This is a genomic window from Arenibacter catalasegens (genome assembly GCF_002909235.1).
In the GTDB taxonomy this organism is placed as follows: domain Bacteria; phylum Bacteroidota; class Bacteroidia; order Flavobacteriales; family Flavobacteriaceae; genus Arenibacter; species Arenibacter catalasegens.
In genome coordinates, this window is record NZ_PHQQ01000031.1 from 34,585 (window position 1) to 51,379 (window position 16,795).

At 38.3% G+C, this 16,795-nt stretch carries 13 protein-coding genes; 9 read left to right on the plus strand and 4 right to left on the minus strand.

The genetic code is table 11. From position 1 onward, the window contains the following. Positions 1-23: 23 nt before the first annotated feature. The 3 genes from CWD90_RS19940 to CWD90_RS19950 all read left to right on the plus strand — a co-directional run bounded on the left by CWD90_RS19940 (position 24) and on the right by CWD90_RS19950 (position 4,723). The gene (locus tag CWD90_RS19940; RefSeq protein ID WP_103477823.1) at positions 24-1,721 is read left to right on the plus strand and encodes a sodium:solute symporter family protein; all 1,698 of its coding nucleotides are present in this window, start codon (positions 24-26) and stop codon (positions 1,719-1,721) included. Between the two features lie 215 nt (positions 1,722-1,936). Next, the gene (gene acs, locus CWD90_RS19945) at positions 1,937-3,844 is read left to right on the plus strand and encodes an acetate--CoA ligase (protein ID WP_103477824.1); all 1,908 of its coding nucleotides are present in this window, start codon (positions 1,937-1,939) and stop codon (positions 3,842-3,844) included. Between the two features lie 252 nt (positions 3,845-4,096). Further along, on the plus strand, positions 4,097-4,723 hold the full coding sequence (locus CWD90_RS19950) for a hypothetical protein (protein WP_103477825.1): 627 nt from the start codon (positions 4,097-4,099) through the stop codon (positions 4,721-4,723). 39 nt (positions 4,724-4,762) lie between these two features. On the opposite strand, the gene CWD90_RS19955 is transcribed toward CWD90_RS19950, so the two are convergent. Continuing rightward, positions 4,763-5,179 carry a response regulator gene (locus CWD90_RS19955; RefSeq protein WP_103477826.1) on the minus strand — a complete coding sequence of 139 codons (417 nt, stop codon included), beginning with the start codon at positions 5,177-5,179 and terminating at the stop codon, positions 4,763-4,765. A gap of 8 nt (positions 5,180-5,187) precedes the next feature. After that, positions 5,188-7,839, minus strand: coding sequence for a PAS domain S-box protein (locus CWD90_RS19960; RefSeq protein WP_192878048.1), 2,652 nt, complete (start codon positions 7,837-7,839; stop codon positions 5,188-5,190). A 555-nt stretch (positions 7,840-8,394) separates the two neighbouring features. Between CWD90_RS19960 and CWD90_RS19965 the strand changes: the two genes are divergently transcribed. Beyond that, positions 8,395-9,696, plus strand: coding sequence for an APC family permease (locus CWD90_RS19965; RefSeq protein ID WP_103477828.1), 1,302 nt, complete (start codon positions 8,395-8,397; stop codon positions 9,694-9,696). A gap of 48 nt (positions 9,697-9,744) precedes the next feature. On the opposite strand, the gene CWD90_RS19970 is transcribed toward CWD90_RS19965, so the two are convergent. Both CWD90_RS19970 and CWD90_RS19975 read right to left on the minus strand, forming a co-directional pair. After that, a complete protein-coding gene (locus CWD90_RS19970; protein WP_103477829.1) occupies positions 9,745-9,981 on the minus strand; it encodes a hypothetical protein in 237 nt (78 codons plus the stop codon). A 497-nt stretch (positions 9,982-10,478) separates the two neighbouring features. Continuing rightward, positions 10,479-10,715, minus strand: a complete 237-nt coding sequence (locus CWD90_RS19975) for a hypothetical protein (protein ID WP_103477830.1) — start codon at positions 10,713-10,715, stop codon at positions 10,479-10,481. Between the two features lie 704 nt (positions 10,716-11,419). On the opposite strand from CWD90_RS19975, the gene msrA reads away from it, so the two are divergent. From msrA to CWD90_RS20000, 5 genes are all read left to right on the plus strand, one after another. Then, positions 11,420-12,097, plus strand: coding sequence for a peptide-methionine (S)-S-oxide reductase MsrA (gene msrA / locus CWD90_RS19980; protein WP_103477831.1), 678 nt, complete (start codon positions 11,420-11,422; stop codon positions 12,095-12,097). A 232-nt stretch (positions 12,098-12,329) separates the two neighbouring features. Then, positions 12,330-13,721 (plus strand): 3-keto-disaccharide hydrolase, encoded by a 1,392-nt coding sequence (locus CWD90_RS19985; protein ID WP_103477832.1) that lies wholly within the window; start codon positions 12,330-12,332, stop codon positions 13,719-13,721. Beyond that, a complete protein-coding gene (locus tag CWD90_RS19990; protein ID WP_103477833.1) occupies positions 13,722-15,050 on the plus strand; it encodes a Gfo/Idh/MocA family oxidoreductase in 1,329 nt (442 codons plus the stop codon). 220 nt (positions 15,051-15,270) lie between these two features. Further along, positions 15,271-16,179: an aldose epimerase family protein gene (locus tag CWD90_RS19995; protein WP_103477834.1), complete on the plus strand. Its 909-nt coding sequence runs from the start codon at positions 15,271-15,273 to the stop codon at positions 16,177-16,179. A 28-nt stretch (positions 16,180-16,207) separates the two neighbouring features. Further along, positions 16,208-16,768, plus strand: coding sequence for a DUF2911 domain-containing protein (locus CWD90_RS20000; protein WP_103477835.1), 561 nt, complete (start codon positions 16,208-16,210; stop codon positions 16,766-16,768). Positions 16,769-16,795: the final 27 nt, after the last annotated feature.

A 16,795-nucleotide genomic window follows, 5' to 3' on the forward strand; every position in this document is an offset into this window, starting at 1 on the left:
ATATCAACCAAAAACCTTAAAATATGAGTGTTCAAGTCTGGACGTACCTTCTTGTCGGAATTACCTTTACCCTATATATTGGAATTGCCATTTGGTCTAGGGCCGGGTCCACTAAAGAATTTTATGTTGCCGGTGGAGGAGTTTCCCCCTTGGCAAACGGAATGGCCACTGCGGCCGATTGGATGTCCGCCGCCTCCTTTATCTCTATGGCGGGTATCATTGCCTTTGCAGGTTATGATGGTTCAGTATATTTAATGGGATGGACCGGTGGCTACGTGCTTCTGGCATTACTTCTTGCCCCCTATTTAAGAAAGTTTGGGAAATTTACCGTACCCGATTTTATTGGAGACCGCTATTATTCCAATACGGCACGTATGGTGGCGGTATTCTGCGCATTAATTGTTTCCTTTACTTATGTGGCCGGACAAATGCGCGGTGTGGGCGTGGTCTTCTCCAGGTTTCTACAGGTAGATATCAATACCGGGGTAATCATAGGCATGGTCATTGTCCTTTTTTATGCCGTACTAGGAGGAATGAAAGGAATTACCTATACCCAAGTGGCACAATACTGTGTATTGATCTTTGCCTTTATGGTCCCTGCTATTTTCATATCCTTCCAAATGACCGGTAACCCGGTTCCACAACTCGGTATGGGATCTACCCTAAATGACGGATCGGGCACTTTTCTAATGGATCGCTTAAACGGACTTTCTACCGAACTTGGTTTTGCTGAATATACCGATGGCTCCAAATCGGTCATCGATGTCTTCGCCATTACCTTGGCCCTTATGGTGGGTACAGCAGGTTTGCCACATGTTATTGTTCGGTTCTTTACGGTTAAAAGAGTAAAGGATGCGCGTAAATCAGCTGGAATTGCCTTGTTGCTTATTGCCATTTTATACACTACGGCCCCAGCGGTTTCCGTTTTTGCTAAAATCAATTTGATAGATACCGTTAGTAATAAGGAATACAGTCTAATGCCCGATTGGTTTAAAAACTGGGAGGAAACAGGTTTATTAGTATTTGATGACAAAAACAAGGATGGCCTCATTCAATTTGTAGCCGATAAGGACAAAAACGAATTAATGGTCGATAACGATATTGTGGTCATGGCTAATCCAGAAATTGCCAACCTTCCTGCTTGGGTAATAGCCCTGGTAGCTGCAGGAGCTTTGGCAGCTGCTCTTAGTACGGCTGCTGGATTGTTATTGGTTATTTCCGCCTCGGTTTCCCATGATTTGATCAAAAAAATAATTAAGCCCAATATCTCTGAAAAAGGAGAGCTTTGGGCTGCACGTGGTGCAGCAACAGTTGCTGTAGTTATTGCAGGATATTTTGGCATTAACCCACCTGGATTTGTAGCTGCCGTTGTTGCGCTCGCGTTTGGATTAGCAGCAGCATCCTTTTTCCCTGCTATAGTTCTGGGAATTTTTTACAAAAAAATGAACAAGGAAGGAGCCATAGGCGGTATGGTAGTTGGAATAAGTCTTATGTTGTTCTATATGGCCAAATTTAAGTTGGGCTGGTTGGGAGAAGTTCCCGATAAGTCGGAATGGTGGTTCGGAATATCACCTGAGGGTTTTGGGACCGTAGCCATGATCGTAAACTTTATAGTTGCGCTCGTTATCAATAGATTTACACCCGAACCCCCAGCGTACGTGCAAGAAATAGTAGAAAACATAAGGATTCCAAGTGGATCAGGTGAAGCCGTTGATCACTAATCCATCTGGTTAGCTAGGAAAATGCAACTTCAAAAAAATCTGGAAATACCTATTGGTGAATTCACTGTTTCTATATCTGAAAAATGAATACGCAATTTTGACCATGACAATTCTAACATTTTCTCAAAAAAACAGCCTCACACTATTAAAATCATTTAATGAAACCATCCTTTTATGAATGATTTATATAAATTTATAGAAATTTTAGAAACACGATGAGCAATTATCACATTAAACACTTAGAAGAATACTACCAAGTATATCGAAAATCAGTTCGGGAACCAGAAAATTTCTGGGGTGAAGTGGCCGAAGAACATTTTTTATGGAGAAAAAAATGGGACAACGTGCTAAGTTGGGATTTTGAAAAGCCAGAAGTAAAATGGTTCGAAGGTGCGCAACTGAATATCACTGAAAATTGTATCGATAGGCATTTATTGACCCGAGGAGAAAAAACGGCCATTATTTTTGAGCCCAATAACCCAGAGGAGGAAGCCCAACATATTACTTATAATCAATTACACCAACGGGTATGCCAATTGGCCAATGTTTTAAAGGACCAAGGTGTTAAAAAGGGAGATCGGGTATGTATTTACCTTCCTATGATTCCGGAATTATCCATTGCTCTCTTGGCCTGCGCCCGTATCGGAGCAATACATTCGGTAGTGTTTGCCGGTTTTTCAGCTACAGCCTTGTCCACACGGATAAATGACAGTGACTGTAAATTGGTAATTACCTCGGATGGATCCTATAGAGGTTCAAAATCCATTGATCTGAAAGGCATTGTGGATGAGGGATTACAAGATTGCCCTGGTGTTAAATCTGTTTTGGTGGTAAAAAGGACCAATGCGGATATTAACATGAAAGAAGGCCGTGATAAATGGTTACAGCCTTTGTTGGAGAAAGCTTATATGGATTGTGTTCCTGAAATAATGGACGCAGAAGATCCCTTGTTTATATTGTACACCTCAGGTTCTACCGGTAAACCCAAGGGCATGGTACATACCACTGCCGGGTATTTGGTGTATACTGCCTATACCTTTAAAAATGTATTTCAGTACACCGAAAACGATGTATATTGGTGTACCGCCGATATAGGCTGGATTACGGGGCATAGTTATATTGTATACGGTCCTTTGGCCAATGGTGCCACCACCCTAATGTTCGAGGGGGTACCCAGCTATCCAGATTTTAGTCGCTTTTGGCAAATAGTAGAAAAACATAAGGTTAACCAATTCTATACCGCGCCCACAGCTATCAGGGCCTTAGCAAAACAAAATATATCCTTTGCAGAACAACACGACCTTTCCTCATTAAAGGTATTGGGCTCTGTAGGGGAACCCATTAATGAAGAGGCTTGGCATTGGTATAATGACATTATAGGAAAAAAGAAAAGTCCTATTGTGGATACCTGGTGGCAAACAGAAACAGGGGGTATCATGATTACGCCCATTCCTTTTGTTACGCCTACTAAACCCACTTATGCCACCCTACCGTTTATAGGGGTGCAACCGGCATTGATGGACGAACAGGGCAAGGAACTAAAAGGCAACCAGGTAGAGGGTCGCCTATGTATAAAATTCCCATGGCCCGGTATAGCTAGGACCATTTGGGGCAATCACGAAAGATATAAGGAAACCTATTTTTCGGCCTACCCCAACATGTACTTTTCAGGCGATGGCGCCTTACGGGACGAGGTAGGGTACTACAGGATTACCGGTCGCGTAGATGATGTGATCATTGTTTCCGGACATAATCTGGGTACAGCGCCAATAGAGGATGCCATTAACGAACACCCTGCCGTGGCGGAATCGGCCATTGTAGGCTTCCCTCACGATATTAAAGGGAATGCACTATATGGTTATGTAATCCTCAAAGAAACCGGAGAATCGCGTAACCATGATAATTTAAGGAAAGAAATAAACCAGATTATCACAGAACACATTGGCCCCATTGCCAAGCTAGATAAAATCCAGTTTACCTCTGGCCTGCCAAAGACCCGTTCCGGCAAGATCATGAGACGTATTTTGCGCAAGATTGCGAGTAATGATATGAGCAATCTGGGAGATACCAGCACACTTTTAAATCCAGAAGTGGTAGAAGAAATTAAGGATAACGTACTATAATAAATAAGTGGGGCATTGCCACTTTATGGAAAAACATAAAGTGGCCGTGCTTTCCGCTAAATCTTTTTTATGCCCAGGACATCTTAACAGTTCCGGACACTTCCCCCACCAGCATAAAAAAGGATACTGCTCCAATCACTAATGCGGGCTATATTAAACATTTACTGCTATACCTCTTCATTTTGATAAAACTAAATAGGATACCAAGCAATCTATCGGTGTTTTTACTAATTAATATTGACAATCAGGCCTATGAAATTCAATGAATGGACAATAAAAGACCATTACCCTGAAAGTAACCTTCAAGACATTGAACCAATTTCGATTAGAGCTTATGCTTTGGTAAGCAGAAATAAAAAAGATTTGGGAACCAAGGAAGGTGCACTTAATTTGTTGGGAGCACTAGAAATGTTGGAGGCCTTGGATTACCACTTCAACAATTTCATAGAACATGGGAAAGGAGACAGCACTATCAACCAAAAACATGAGGCCGTGGCATATCTGAATAGATTAGGGCATCTATATTATTTTACTAAATCCAGTTTCACCAAAAAATTCATTCCTGACCCTACGGCACTGATGCCAAAAATGGACGAACTCATTATTTTAAGGATGAAAAACACTGCGCATAGATCTCTAGATGCACCAAAAGGAGAGCCTCATGAATATAGGATTAGGCAAGCTTTTACTTTCCTTGGTGCAACAAGTAGGAAATTTCTAAATGATGACCAATTTGTTTTTCCCAATTACAATAAAGACACCAATGCAACAGAATGGGTCTATTTTACACTAGCTACCGATCACCCCATAATTATGACGCAATCTTATGAACTTATTGAAAAGATAATTACCCAAATAATAAATACCTCCTCCAATTGAAGAGGGTTTTATAAATTATCTTTAAAGGCTTTAATTCTATTACAGCCTTCCATTACTTTCCAATTCCTGGATAATGGATTTTAGCTGATCATGAGTAATGGGTTTAACGATATAGTCTGTAATTTCACCTATCTTATTTGCCCTTTCAATATCGGCTGGGTCTACCGATGAGGAGACCATATATATAATTATTTTCTTTCCTAAACTTGGTTTTAGCTTTATATATTCCTCCATAAACTGGAATCCGTCCATAACAGGCATATCGATATCTAGAAAAATAACATCCGGCAGTACGTCGTCTTCATTTAGATGATCCAACATAAAATCCAATGCTTCTTCTCCATCCGAAAAAACCATTATTCTGTCGGTCAGTTTTAGGGCTTTCAAGGTTTTAATTACTGTAAATTGATAGATATCATCATCATCTACAATACATACATTCAAGGAACTATTCATATAATAATTTAATTAAAATTAACATTAAAGGTGCTACCCACATTTACTTCACTTATAACCGAAATTGAACCTCCCATGGCTTCGACCTGCATTTTGGTCAAAAACAATCCTACTCCCTTGGCATCGGGGTGTCTGTGGAAAACCTTGTTCAATCCAAATAATTTATGTCCATGTCTCTCCAAATTAATACCTAGACCATTGTCCTTGACCTTAAGAATTTTTTTACCGTCCTCAATTCCAGTTTCAATATATATTTCAGGTACCCCGTCCGGAGACTTGTATTTTAAGGCATTCCCGATCAAATTAAGAAAAATACTATCCAAATAAATAGAATTATAATCGATTTTGGGCAATTTAGAAAAATCACTTTTAATAATCGCTCCCGTTTTTAAAATTTCACCTGATAGTATTTCCATTGTTTTATTCATAACTTCCTCAAAAACAACTTCCTCTATGGCCTCTTTAGAGTTTTGGCTCTTTGTTTTTAAAGCTTCCACCAAGGTATTTAAGGTCATGGTAAGATGATGAATAACCTTTTCAAATTTTTGAAAAAGATCTAGCCGTTCTTCTTCGCTTTCAGCATCCCTATAAAAACCCAATAGCGAATTAAGGTTGCCAACCGGAGCTCTTAAATTATGGGAGGTTATTTGATTGAAATCAGCAAGTTGAGTGTTTTGATCAACCAACTTATTCGTGAAAATTTCTAACCTTTCCTTTGCCTCCAAAATTTTACGCTCCGCTATTTTTTGAGAGGTTATATCTCGTATAGCAGCGGATACCAATATACCCTCTTCTGTTTTTAAAGGGCTAAGACTTATTTGTATCGGAATTAGTTTTCCCTCTCTATTCATTCCGAATAACTCTTTTCCATCTCCCATTTTCTTTGTTTTCGGGTTGGAAAAGAAATTTGAACGGTGGGTGGAATGCTTAGAAACATAACTTTCTGGAATAAGAATTTCCACGGATTCCCCTATTAAATCCTTGGGCTTGTACCCGAATAATTTTTCTGCCTGTCTGTTGATCAGCTGTATTTTTCCCTGTTCATTCACAATCACCATGGCATCCGGTGCCGACTCTAACAGTCCTCTAAATTTTATTTCTGCCATTCGCTGTTCGGATACATCCTGACAGGTACCTACTAACTCTATAACCTCACCTGCATCGTTGGTTATGACTTCAGCCAAAAGCTGAATCGTTTTTACTGTACCATCCCTCAATTGAATTTTATGCAACAAATCAGGAAAGTTCTTCTCCTGAAGACCAAGTTGCACATGTTCCGTCACCATATCTGTATCCTCAGGGTGTACAAAGGAAAAATAGGTTTCATAAGTTAGTCCCAGTTGATCTTCATCCATACCAAAGATCTTATAGAGATTGGCAGACCATTTCACATCATTGGTAATCGTATCCCATTGCCAATTTCCGATCATTGTCAATCGCTCCGCAAAATTCAAAACCTGATTTTTCCGCAATAACTCGTTCTCTGCTATTTTCCTTTCTGAAATATCGGATGCGACATTTAAAAATCCAATTAATTCCCCTTCCGCATTTTTTATGGCCGATAGAGTAACCTCAACCGTAATTTTGGCACCATCTTTCTTTATATAGGTCCATTCCCGAACATCAGATTCATTTTTTTTAGCCAATTCCTTTAAGGGGTCAAACTTAAGGGAATCTTTGCCAAATCTTCTGGCCATATCCACCATAAAACTGTCAACCTCTTCTTTCACCGTATAAACACCGGGCACTTTTAACCCGATCATTTCAGAAGCAGAATAACCCAATAAATTCTCAGCCCCATGATTGAAGTGGGTTATAATCCCTTTATCATTCGTCGTGATAATTGAAACTGTTTTGGAATTGAAAATGGCCTTTAATTCCGCATTGGCCGTACTAAGCGCCTGTTCTGAAAGTTTTCTTTCATTTACATCCTGAAAAATTCCCATGAGACCTACACATTTTCCGTCTACAAATTCTCCATTTCCTATGGCACGTGTCCATATTAAATCTCCCTTGGCGGTTACAAGCTCTACTTCCACATCATAAGGAGTGCCATATAAAATTGCATTTTCCACGGCTATCCGGATTATTTCACGGCTCTCCCCTTCCTTATAAAAATTAATAGCAGTCTCCAAGTTGGGCTTGTAGTTTTCCGGCACCCCATGTATTTCACAAACCATTCTACTCCAATAAAGTTTATTGGTCTGTAGATTTGCTTCCCAAGTGCCTATACGCGCTACTTCATTGGTCCTATCCAATATCTCCAATAATCGGGTCCTTTCCCTTTCCCTTTCCTTAAAAGGAGTAATATCACCAGTATGCATTAACAATCCTCCTATTACTCCTTCCGAAATATACCAGGGACGTACATCCCAATAAATCCATTGTATTGATCCATCTTCACGCGGAAAAGGGGCCTCTTCACAAACATCAATGGCTCCATTAAGACACTTTTGATGGTTGGCTTTCCAATCTTCGCCTATTTCTGGGAAGATATCATAATGCGAATGGCCTATGACCTCCTTACCTTCCATTTTATAATCTGTAATCCACCGCTGAGAAACTGCTATATAGTGCATATTTTTGTCCAACATCGCAATCGCCGTAGGCGCTTGTTCTATAAAGATTTTATTGTACTGTACACTTAATTCAGAATTCATTTTACGCATACTCTATACCCTATTATTTTTAATAAAATTCCTAGCGTTGATATCATGATGTATTACAGGAAATTCCTGTTTCAACCGAAAATTCCTATGAAAAAGGCTTACATTAGAATTGGTTACGGCCATAACTTATTGCAACAAATAACTAAAACGCAAACGAATTGGTCGTCAGTTACAAAGACGGGACGCTCGAATTTCCTATACTTGTTAAATTTAGTATATTTTTCCTACATGAAACCACCCCCGTCCAATTAGAATAATAATATCTATTCATTAAATCAAAGTATTTACGTCTAAAGTAAATAACAAACCTTTAACCGACCCTTGTAACCAATGATTTAGACCGAACATAAATATTAGAGAGCACCTCATTAAATTAATATAGACCGGTATTAAGGCTTGGACCAATTAGATTGGTTAGCAAAATCTTAGAAACATTCTAAAAAAAGTCAAAATCGATAATCAAATTAATTTTGCTTTAAAAGTGTTACTTTAGGTCAATAGAGCTTACAAAGCGTGTGTTTAAAAAATTCCAAACTACGGTAACCAATGAATAAAACCGATGAATATTTAAAAAGAGAAGTTGGAGTTTTGGGCCTTAGTGCAAACTTGGTTAATATTATGATCGGTGCCGGTATCTTTGCACTCCCCGCCATAGTGGCAGCAGGACTAGGTACTTCCAGTATTTACGCCTATTTGTTTTGTGGTCTGTTAATTACCTTGGTAATGCTCTGTTTTGCCGAAATTGGAAGCAAAGTAACTACTTCAGGTGGAGCCTACACTTATATTGAATCTACTTTTGGACCCTATTTTGGTTTTCTAACGGTAATTCTTTTTGTACTTTCTGCTTTATCTGCTGATGGGGCCGTTGCCAATGCATTGGTAGATGTATTAGGTGCAATTTTTCCCGTTTTCAAATCGGACTCCGTTAGGAAATTAGTTTTCTTTGTCCTCTTTGCCGGTTTAGGATATATTAACGTGAGAGGTATTAAAGAGGGAATGGTCTTGGTAAAAACAATAACCCTTACCAAACTAATCCCACTTTTATTATTGGTCTTCTTTTCTTGGGGCCATGTTTCATTTGATAATCTTATAATCAATTCGACCCCAACAATTTCTGAAGTTGGTGCTATATCACTTATTCTGTTTTTTGCATTTCAAGGGGCAGAAACAGGTTTATCTATATGTGGGGAAGTAAAAAAACCCAATAAGACGATTCCAAAAGCAATATTTATAAGTATCATAGGGGTTTTAATACTCTATATCCTTATCCAAACAGTTTCGCAAGGAGTGCTAGGAGCCTCTTTGTCGACTTATACTGAAAATCCATTAAGTATGGTAGCCCAACATGTTTTTGGACCTATTGGTTTTACAATAATTACAGTAGGTGCCGCCATTTCTATGCTGGGAAATTTAAGTAGTGAGATTTTAAGTGTCCCCAGGGTATTATTTAGAGCCGCTAAGGATGATGTCCTACCACTTAAGTCACTCGCTAAAATACATCGTAGATTTTCTACCCCTTACATTGCAATAATAGCCTATACAGGCATAGGGTTTCTATTGGCTACTTTAGGAGGTTTTGCTCAATTGGCCGTTATCTCAAGTTCATCTATCCTTTTGGTATATTTAGGAGTAATACTTTCAGTTATTAAATCAAGGAGGGAAGCAGGAAAACAAACAAAAAATGAATTTAGGATACCCGGAGGTTATTTGGTACCCATACTGTCGATTTTTATTATTGTTTGGTTACTATCCAATCTCGAACCCAAGGAGGTTATTGGGTTTGGGGTTTATATTGCAATATTAACTTTGGTCTATTTTCTTAAGGTCAAATTTTGGAAGAGAACATAGAAGTATCAACAATCCTAAAGTTTAATAGATTTTAAAAGAAGGATAAGATTAAGCCAATTTAGCTTTGTTCAATTTAGTAGAGAAAGACAATTCTTTTTTAACCCTAGAGTTTTTGAACATGTACAAGCGAGCTACTTTGTTTTCATTTTTAACAGCAACTTCATTTGCAGTAGAAGTAACAATACTCATGGTAACAGTTTCAACTTTCACTTCTTGCTCAACATTGTTGGCTTGTGCAGCTACTCCGATAAAAAGAACAAAAATTAAAGTTAAAAGCGTTTTCATGTTGCGTTGTTTTGTTATGTAAATTTAACGCCACATGCACCTTGACATAGGTCACAAATCGTTTAAACCCCTTATTTTTCGGTATCTGACAAATCTCTCGTTAAAGTGCATAAAATGCTCGGTGAATGAAAATAGGGTCGTGAATCGCTAATCGATGATATTGGTATTTAATCGGTAATTCTTACAATATATTAGGTCCTTAAAATCGTTTTCAGTCAATTTTAGTAGTAAAAAACTTATAAATAGTAATTACTTAAAGGTGTGATGTACCGATAATCTACAGTATCATAAATACAAAACTCCAAGCTTCAATTCCAAATGCAGGTATTAGGTGTAAATGGGTTTCGGGATTATCCTTAGTAATTACCATGGTATTTGTGTATCCTATATATAATAAGGTCAAACCTCTCTTTACAACTACAAATTACCTGCTCTCTGGAAGTAGATGAAATACCACTACTTTTTCAGGGGATAAAAATTCTTTAAAAAAAATCTTATTAAGCCAATTTAGCTTTGTTCAATTTGGTAGAGAAAGACAATTCTTTTTTAACCCTAGAGTTTTTGAACATGTACAAGCGAGCTACTTTGTTTTCATTTTTAACAGAAACTTCATTTGCAGTAGAAGTAACAATACTCATGGTAACAGTTTCAACTTTCACTTCCTGCTCAACATTGTTGGCTTGTGCAGCTACTCCGATAAAAAGAACAAAAATTAAAGTTAAAAGCGTTTTCATGTTGCGTTGTTTTGTTATGTAAATTTAACGCCACATGCACCTTGACATAGATCACAAATCGTTTAAACCCCTTATTTTTCGGTATCTGACAAATCTCTCGTTAAAGTGCAGAAAATGCTCGGTGAATGAAAATAGGGTCATGAATCGGTAATCGATGATATCGGTATTTAATCGGTAATTCTTATAGCACTCCAGGCCTAAAAACCAATAACCTCTCAAGTTTTGTAATAAAAACTCTACTATAATTAATTACTTACAACCATAATATATCTTGTATGGCCATTGTTAAACGAATTAAATATTATTACCCAATAGGTCTGTACACTTATTCAAATACATAATAAATGGTACTAAACCCCAGGGCAAGCACTGGTCCCCTTTAAGATTCCTCCCAAGGGTAAGTGGGATTAAACCAGAAACCCCACCAAAAAGGCGGGGTACGTTCGACTATCACCTTTCAACGCGCATGAGGCTTTTGAAATAGGTGTCTCACTAATAAAAATGATATTTCAAACCTTTTAAGGAGAAATCCCGTAAGTATTTTGGAGTTGCAAACACTAAGGAGAAATAAAGTTCAATTAAAAGTGTCAAATCAAAACTGCACTATATTAGCATGGCGGGATTTTTGTATTGCTATAAGCTTTTAGCAACCTAGAATAACAGATTTAGAAAATGGAACATTATAACATTAAGAAATTTTTACTATGAAACTATTACAGATTACACTACTTGCGGTTTTAGGATTTAGTACTATTAGTTGCCAGTCCAAAACCAAATCGGAACAAAAGTCGGAACAAAAGAGTGAAATAATAGCCGAGTTAACAGCTAATCAGCTCCAACAATATGAAACCGCTTATTTTGCCAGCGGTTGTTTTTGGTGTGTAGAGGCAATTTTTGAAAGTGTGAAAGGTGTTAAGGAAGTTGTCTCCGGTTATTCGGGCGGTAAGGAAAAAAACCCCACCTATGAGGACGTGGGTTATGGCCGAACTACCCATGCCGAAGCTGTAGAAGTATACTATGACCCAAAAGTAATTTCTTTTGAGACCTTGGTGAAAGTGTTTTTTGGGTCACATGACCCTACTACACTAAATAGGCAGGGACCGGACAAAGGAGCCCCATACCGGTCAATCGCATTCTATAAAAGTAATTCCGAGAAGAAGATTATAAACGAATATATTTCTAAATTGAATAAGGAAAAGGTCTATTCGGCTCCAATAGTTACAGAAGTAAAACCCTTTACTATCTTTTATGATGCCGAGGACTATCATCAGGATTATGAGAAAAACAATCCTAACAATTCCTATATCAGAAACGTATCGGTTCCTAGATTGGAGCGATTTCAAGCAAAATTTCCAGAGTTGTTAAAGGATCAGGCCCATTAATTTTGATCACGTACTAAACGATTGTTTACATGGTTAAATGTATTTAGTAGACCACTTCAATAGGGACATATTAAAAAGTATATTTTTAAATTAGGCCGCCACACTTCTAGTTAGCGGCCCTTTTTTTACGCTATTTTAACTAAATGTTAAGGCACTTTTCATCAGTACAAGGCTATAATTAATCACTTTTTTATACCTTTCAGCCTCACATGATAAAAAATAAGATATTAAAATGAAATCAAGATCAAAAATCCAATCCTCTTTTTTTGCCTTCCTACTTTTGGCATCCTTATTAATAGGTTGTGCAGGAACAGAAAAAGACAACACTCCGTGGGTAAACTTATTCGATGGCAAGACCCTTAACGGCTGGAACCAAAAAGGAGGAGTAGCAAAATATGAAGTCGTTGATGGTACCATAGTTGGAACCACCGTTCATAACACTCCCAACTCCTTTATGACCACTGACAAAATGTATGGGGATTTTATATTGGAATTGGACTATAAAGTAGATCCATCAATGAATTCTGGTATCCAGATTAGAAGCAATAGTATTCCTACTTATATGAACGGTAGAGTACATGGATACCAGATTGAAATAGATCCCTCAGAAAGAGCTTGGAGTGCCGGTATTTATGACGAGGGCAGACGGGGTTGGTTAAATCCTTTAGACGGTAACCCTAATGCGCAAAAAGCCTTTAAACAAAATGAGTGGAACCATTACAGAATTGAAGCTATAGGGGATACCTTAAAAACTTGGATCAACGACGTACCTGCTTCCTATCTGATCGATGATAAAACAGCTAGTGGTTTTATTGCACTTCAGGTACACGGTATTGGAAAAGACAAAACCGAAGGAACCCAAATTGTTTGGAAGAACGTCAAAATCCTTACCGACAACCTGGAAACTTATTCCAAAAAATCGCCCTTGACACCAATTATCACCAAGAACAAGCTTACAGTTGGTGAAGAAAAAGACAATTGGAAATTGTTATGGGACGGGGAAACTACCAATGGATGGAGAGGTGCCCGTTTAGATGGTTTTCCTGATTCCGGATGGAAAATAGAGGACGGTGTGCTTACCGTATTGCCTTCAGGTGGCGAGGAATCCGCTGCTGGTGGAGATATTGTTACCACAGACCTTTATGGTGATTTTGAATTAAAATTAGATTTTAAACTTACGGAAGGTGCCAACAGTGGGATAAAATACTATGTAAATACGGATCTAAACAAAGGCCCGGGTTCTTCTATAGGACTGGAATATCAAATATTGGATGATGAGCGCCACCCAGATGCAAAATTGGGCAATCACGATGGTAGTAGAACGGTAGCTTCGCTATATGACCTTATACAGGCCGACATAAACAAGCCTATCAATCCAATTGGGGAATGGAATACTGCCCACATTAAATCGATCGACAACCACGTTGAACATTGGCTAAATGGAACCAAAGTATTGGAATATGAAAGAAAAAGTGACGACTATCGCAAATTGGTAGCTGAAAGCAAATACGTAAAATGGCCAAATTTTGGGGAAGGTGATCAAGGACACATCCTTCTTCAGGATCATGGAGATAGGGTATCGTTCAAAAACATTAAAATTAAAAGCATAAACAAAAACGAATAGATGAAAACGAGAAGAGATTTTATCAAAAAAACGGCAGCGGGAAGTGCAGCCCTTAGTTTGGGTGGATTAGTTATGCCAAGTATTAGTTACGGTAATATTTTAGGCGCCAACGATAAATTAAATGTTGCGGTCATAGGGGTAAGAAGCAGGGCCAAGGCCCACTTTGTTGCTATTAATCAAGACCCCAACGCCAAAATAATTTATAGTTGTGATGTGGACGACAAAATCCTAGAGGAACACAATGTATGGTGTAAAGAGAATATAGGATATGTCCCAAAAGTAGAAAAAGACTTTAGAAAAGTCCTAGAGGATAAGAAAGTTGATGCCGTTTTCATAGCCACACCAGAACATTGGCATGCCCCTATGGCCATCATGGCTTTACAGGCAGGCAAGCATGTTTATGTAGAAAAACCATGTAGTCACAATCCACATGAAAATGAGCTTTTGGTTGCTGCACAAAAAAAATATGGCAAAAAAGTCCAAATGGGTAACCAACAGCGTTCCGCCCAAAGTTCTGCCTTGGCCGTTAAAGAGATAAGGGAAGGAATCATTGGCGAAGTATATAAGGGAGAAGCCTATTATTCCAGCAATAGAGGTTCAATTGGAATAGGCAATAAAATTGAGGTTCCAAATACCTTGGACTGGGATTTATGGCAAGGACCAGCGCCTAGGGAAGCTTATCGTGACAATATTCACCCCTACAACTGGCATTGGTTCCGTAATTGGGGAACCGGGGAAATACACAATAACGGTACACACGAAATCGATATTTGCCGATGGGCACTTGGTGTTGACCTTCCCGATAGCGTAAACTCTTTTGGCGGAAAGTATACCTTTAAGGATGATTGGGAGTTTGTGGATAACCAACAAGTAACTTTTAAATATGGTGCTGATAAATTTATTACCTGGACCGGTCATAGCAGAGGCTTGATCAAACCAGAGCAACCAGGAAGGGGAGCAACCATTTATGGAAGCAAAGGTACAATTACACTAAGTAGAAATGAATACAACCTTTATAATCTTGATGGCAGTTTGATAAAGAAAGTGGAAGAAGGGGTTGAAAGTGCAACCACCAATACGATGGGTATGGGCGGACTGGATGTAAATCACATTCATAATTTCTTCAATGCCATTCGTAAGGACACCTCCTTGAATTCCGACATTAAAGATGCCAGTATTTCTACAATGCTCTGTCATTTAGGGAATATTGCCCAGGATGTAGGAAGGACCATTAATATTGACCCTATTACAGGTAAGGTTAAAAATGATGATGAGGCCATGTCCCATTGGAAAAGGGAATACCAAAATGGTTGGGAGCCTAAATTATAATTTTAGGATTACAGTGATACAAAAAGGGGATTTTCAAATGAAAATCCCCTTTTTATTTTAAATAAAACCGAAGTACACTTCTGCAAAACTACTTCCGTATATTTAGAATTAATGATAATAGACTTGCCACTATTCTTGTTTATATGATACCCTTTGCTTAGGAAGCATAGTAATGTTGCAAAAAAGAGTATTTTTATTGTAAATCTTAAAAAGAAATACATTGAATCAAGTTACAATAAAAAACAATTTCATAACCTTGACTGTCCTGGATTATGGGGCTATAATCCAAAAGCTAATTTTAAAAAATAAAAATGGAGTGGACACCAATGTGGTCATTGGTTTAGAGGAACCCGAACAATATTTAACTGATAACAAGTCTCTAGGAGCGTGTATTGGCAGATATGCCGGTAGAATTTCGAACGGCAGTTTTCAAATCAGCAATACTAATTATCCGATCTTTTCTAAGGATGGGGTGCATTTGCATGGTGGTAAACAGGGGTTTGGGAAAAGGTATTGGACTATAGACCAAGTACATGATGGAGAAAACCCATTTGTAAAGCTGAGCTATCTTAGTAAAGATCAGGAAGAGGGCTATCCCGGAAACCTAAAAACTACTGTAACCTATAAGTTGGTTGGTTCCTCCCTATTTATTATACATCAGGCAACAACGGATAAAGCGACACCAGTTAACCTAACCAACCATTCCTATTTTAATTTGGACGGTGAGGACAAAATAGACCATTACCAACTAAGATTGTCTTGCCCTGAATACCTTGAAACGGATGCAAAATTGCTACCTACCGGAAAATTAGTTTCGGTTAAAAATACCAAATACGATTTCTTAAAGATGAAGAAGATTGGTGAAGTGCGTTTGGATACCCCATTTGTATTGGATCCCACCTTAATGGAAAACACTTTACTAACTTCAGATAAATCGGGACTTTCCATGGAGGTAATCACCGACCAAGCTGGTGTAGTTGTCTATACTCCGCCTGCGTTTGCCGCTATTTGTTTTGAAACACAAAATTTTCCCGATGCTCCCAACCAACCCCATTTCCCAAACAGCATTTTACAACCGGGAGAAACCTATCATAATGAGACCGAATTTAAATTTGGTTTTGTAATTTAGGACAAGCTAACCTTAAAAAACTAAAGAGATGAAATTTCTTAAATGGCTTCTAGTCGTTATCGTAGTACTAATATTGGCATTCTTTTTATTTGGTAAATCCTATTTAAGGGAACAGACCAAAAAGAATAGTCCTGAGAAAACCGCCACATATGATAAAAATGGAATGGACTTAAGTGTAAAATACAGTAGTCCGTTTAAAAAGGATCGTGTAATTTTTGGCGAATTGGTACCATATGACGAAGTTTGGAGAACTGGGGCCAATGAGCCTACCACCTTTACCACAGCTACCAACATTAATATTGGGGGTAAAAGCCTGCCTTCCGGAAGTTATTCCATGTGGACTATTCCCGGGAAGGAGACTTGGAGCTTTATATTCAATAGTGAAATCGAAGAATGGGGAGTTACCATTTTAAGTGGGGGAAAAGAAACCACTAGAAATCCAGAAACAGATGTGGTTCAAATTAATGTCCCGGTCCAACAATTGCCACAAACGATAGAAAGTCTCACCATAGATTTTGATGAGGCTGAACAGCTTTACCTAAGCCTAGCTTGGGATAAAACAAAGGTTAGCGTTCCCATTGAGAAATAAGTTTGGCCAACAACAAAAATATTGAAG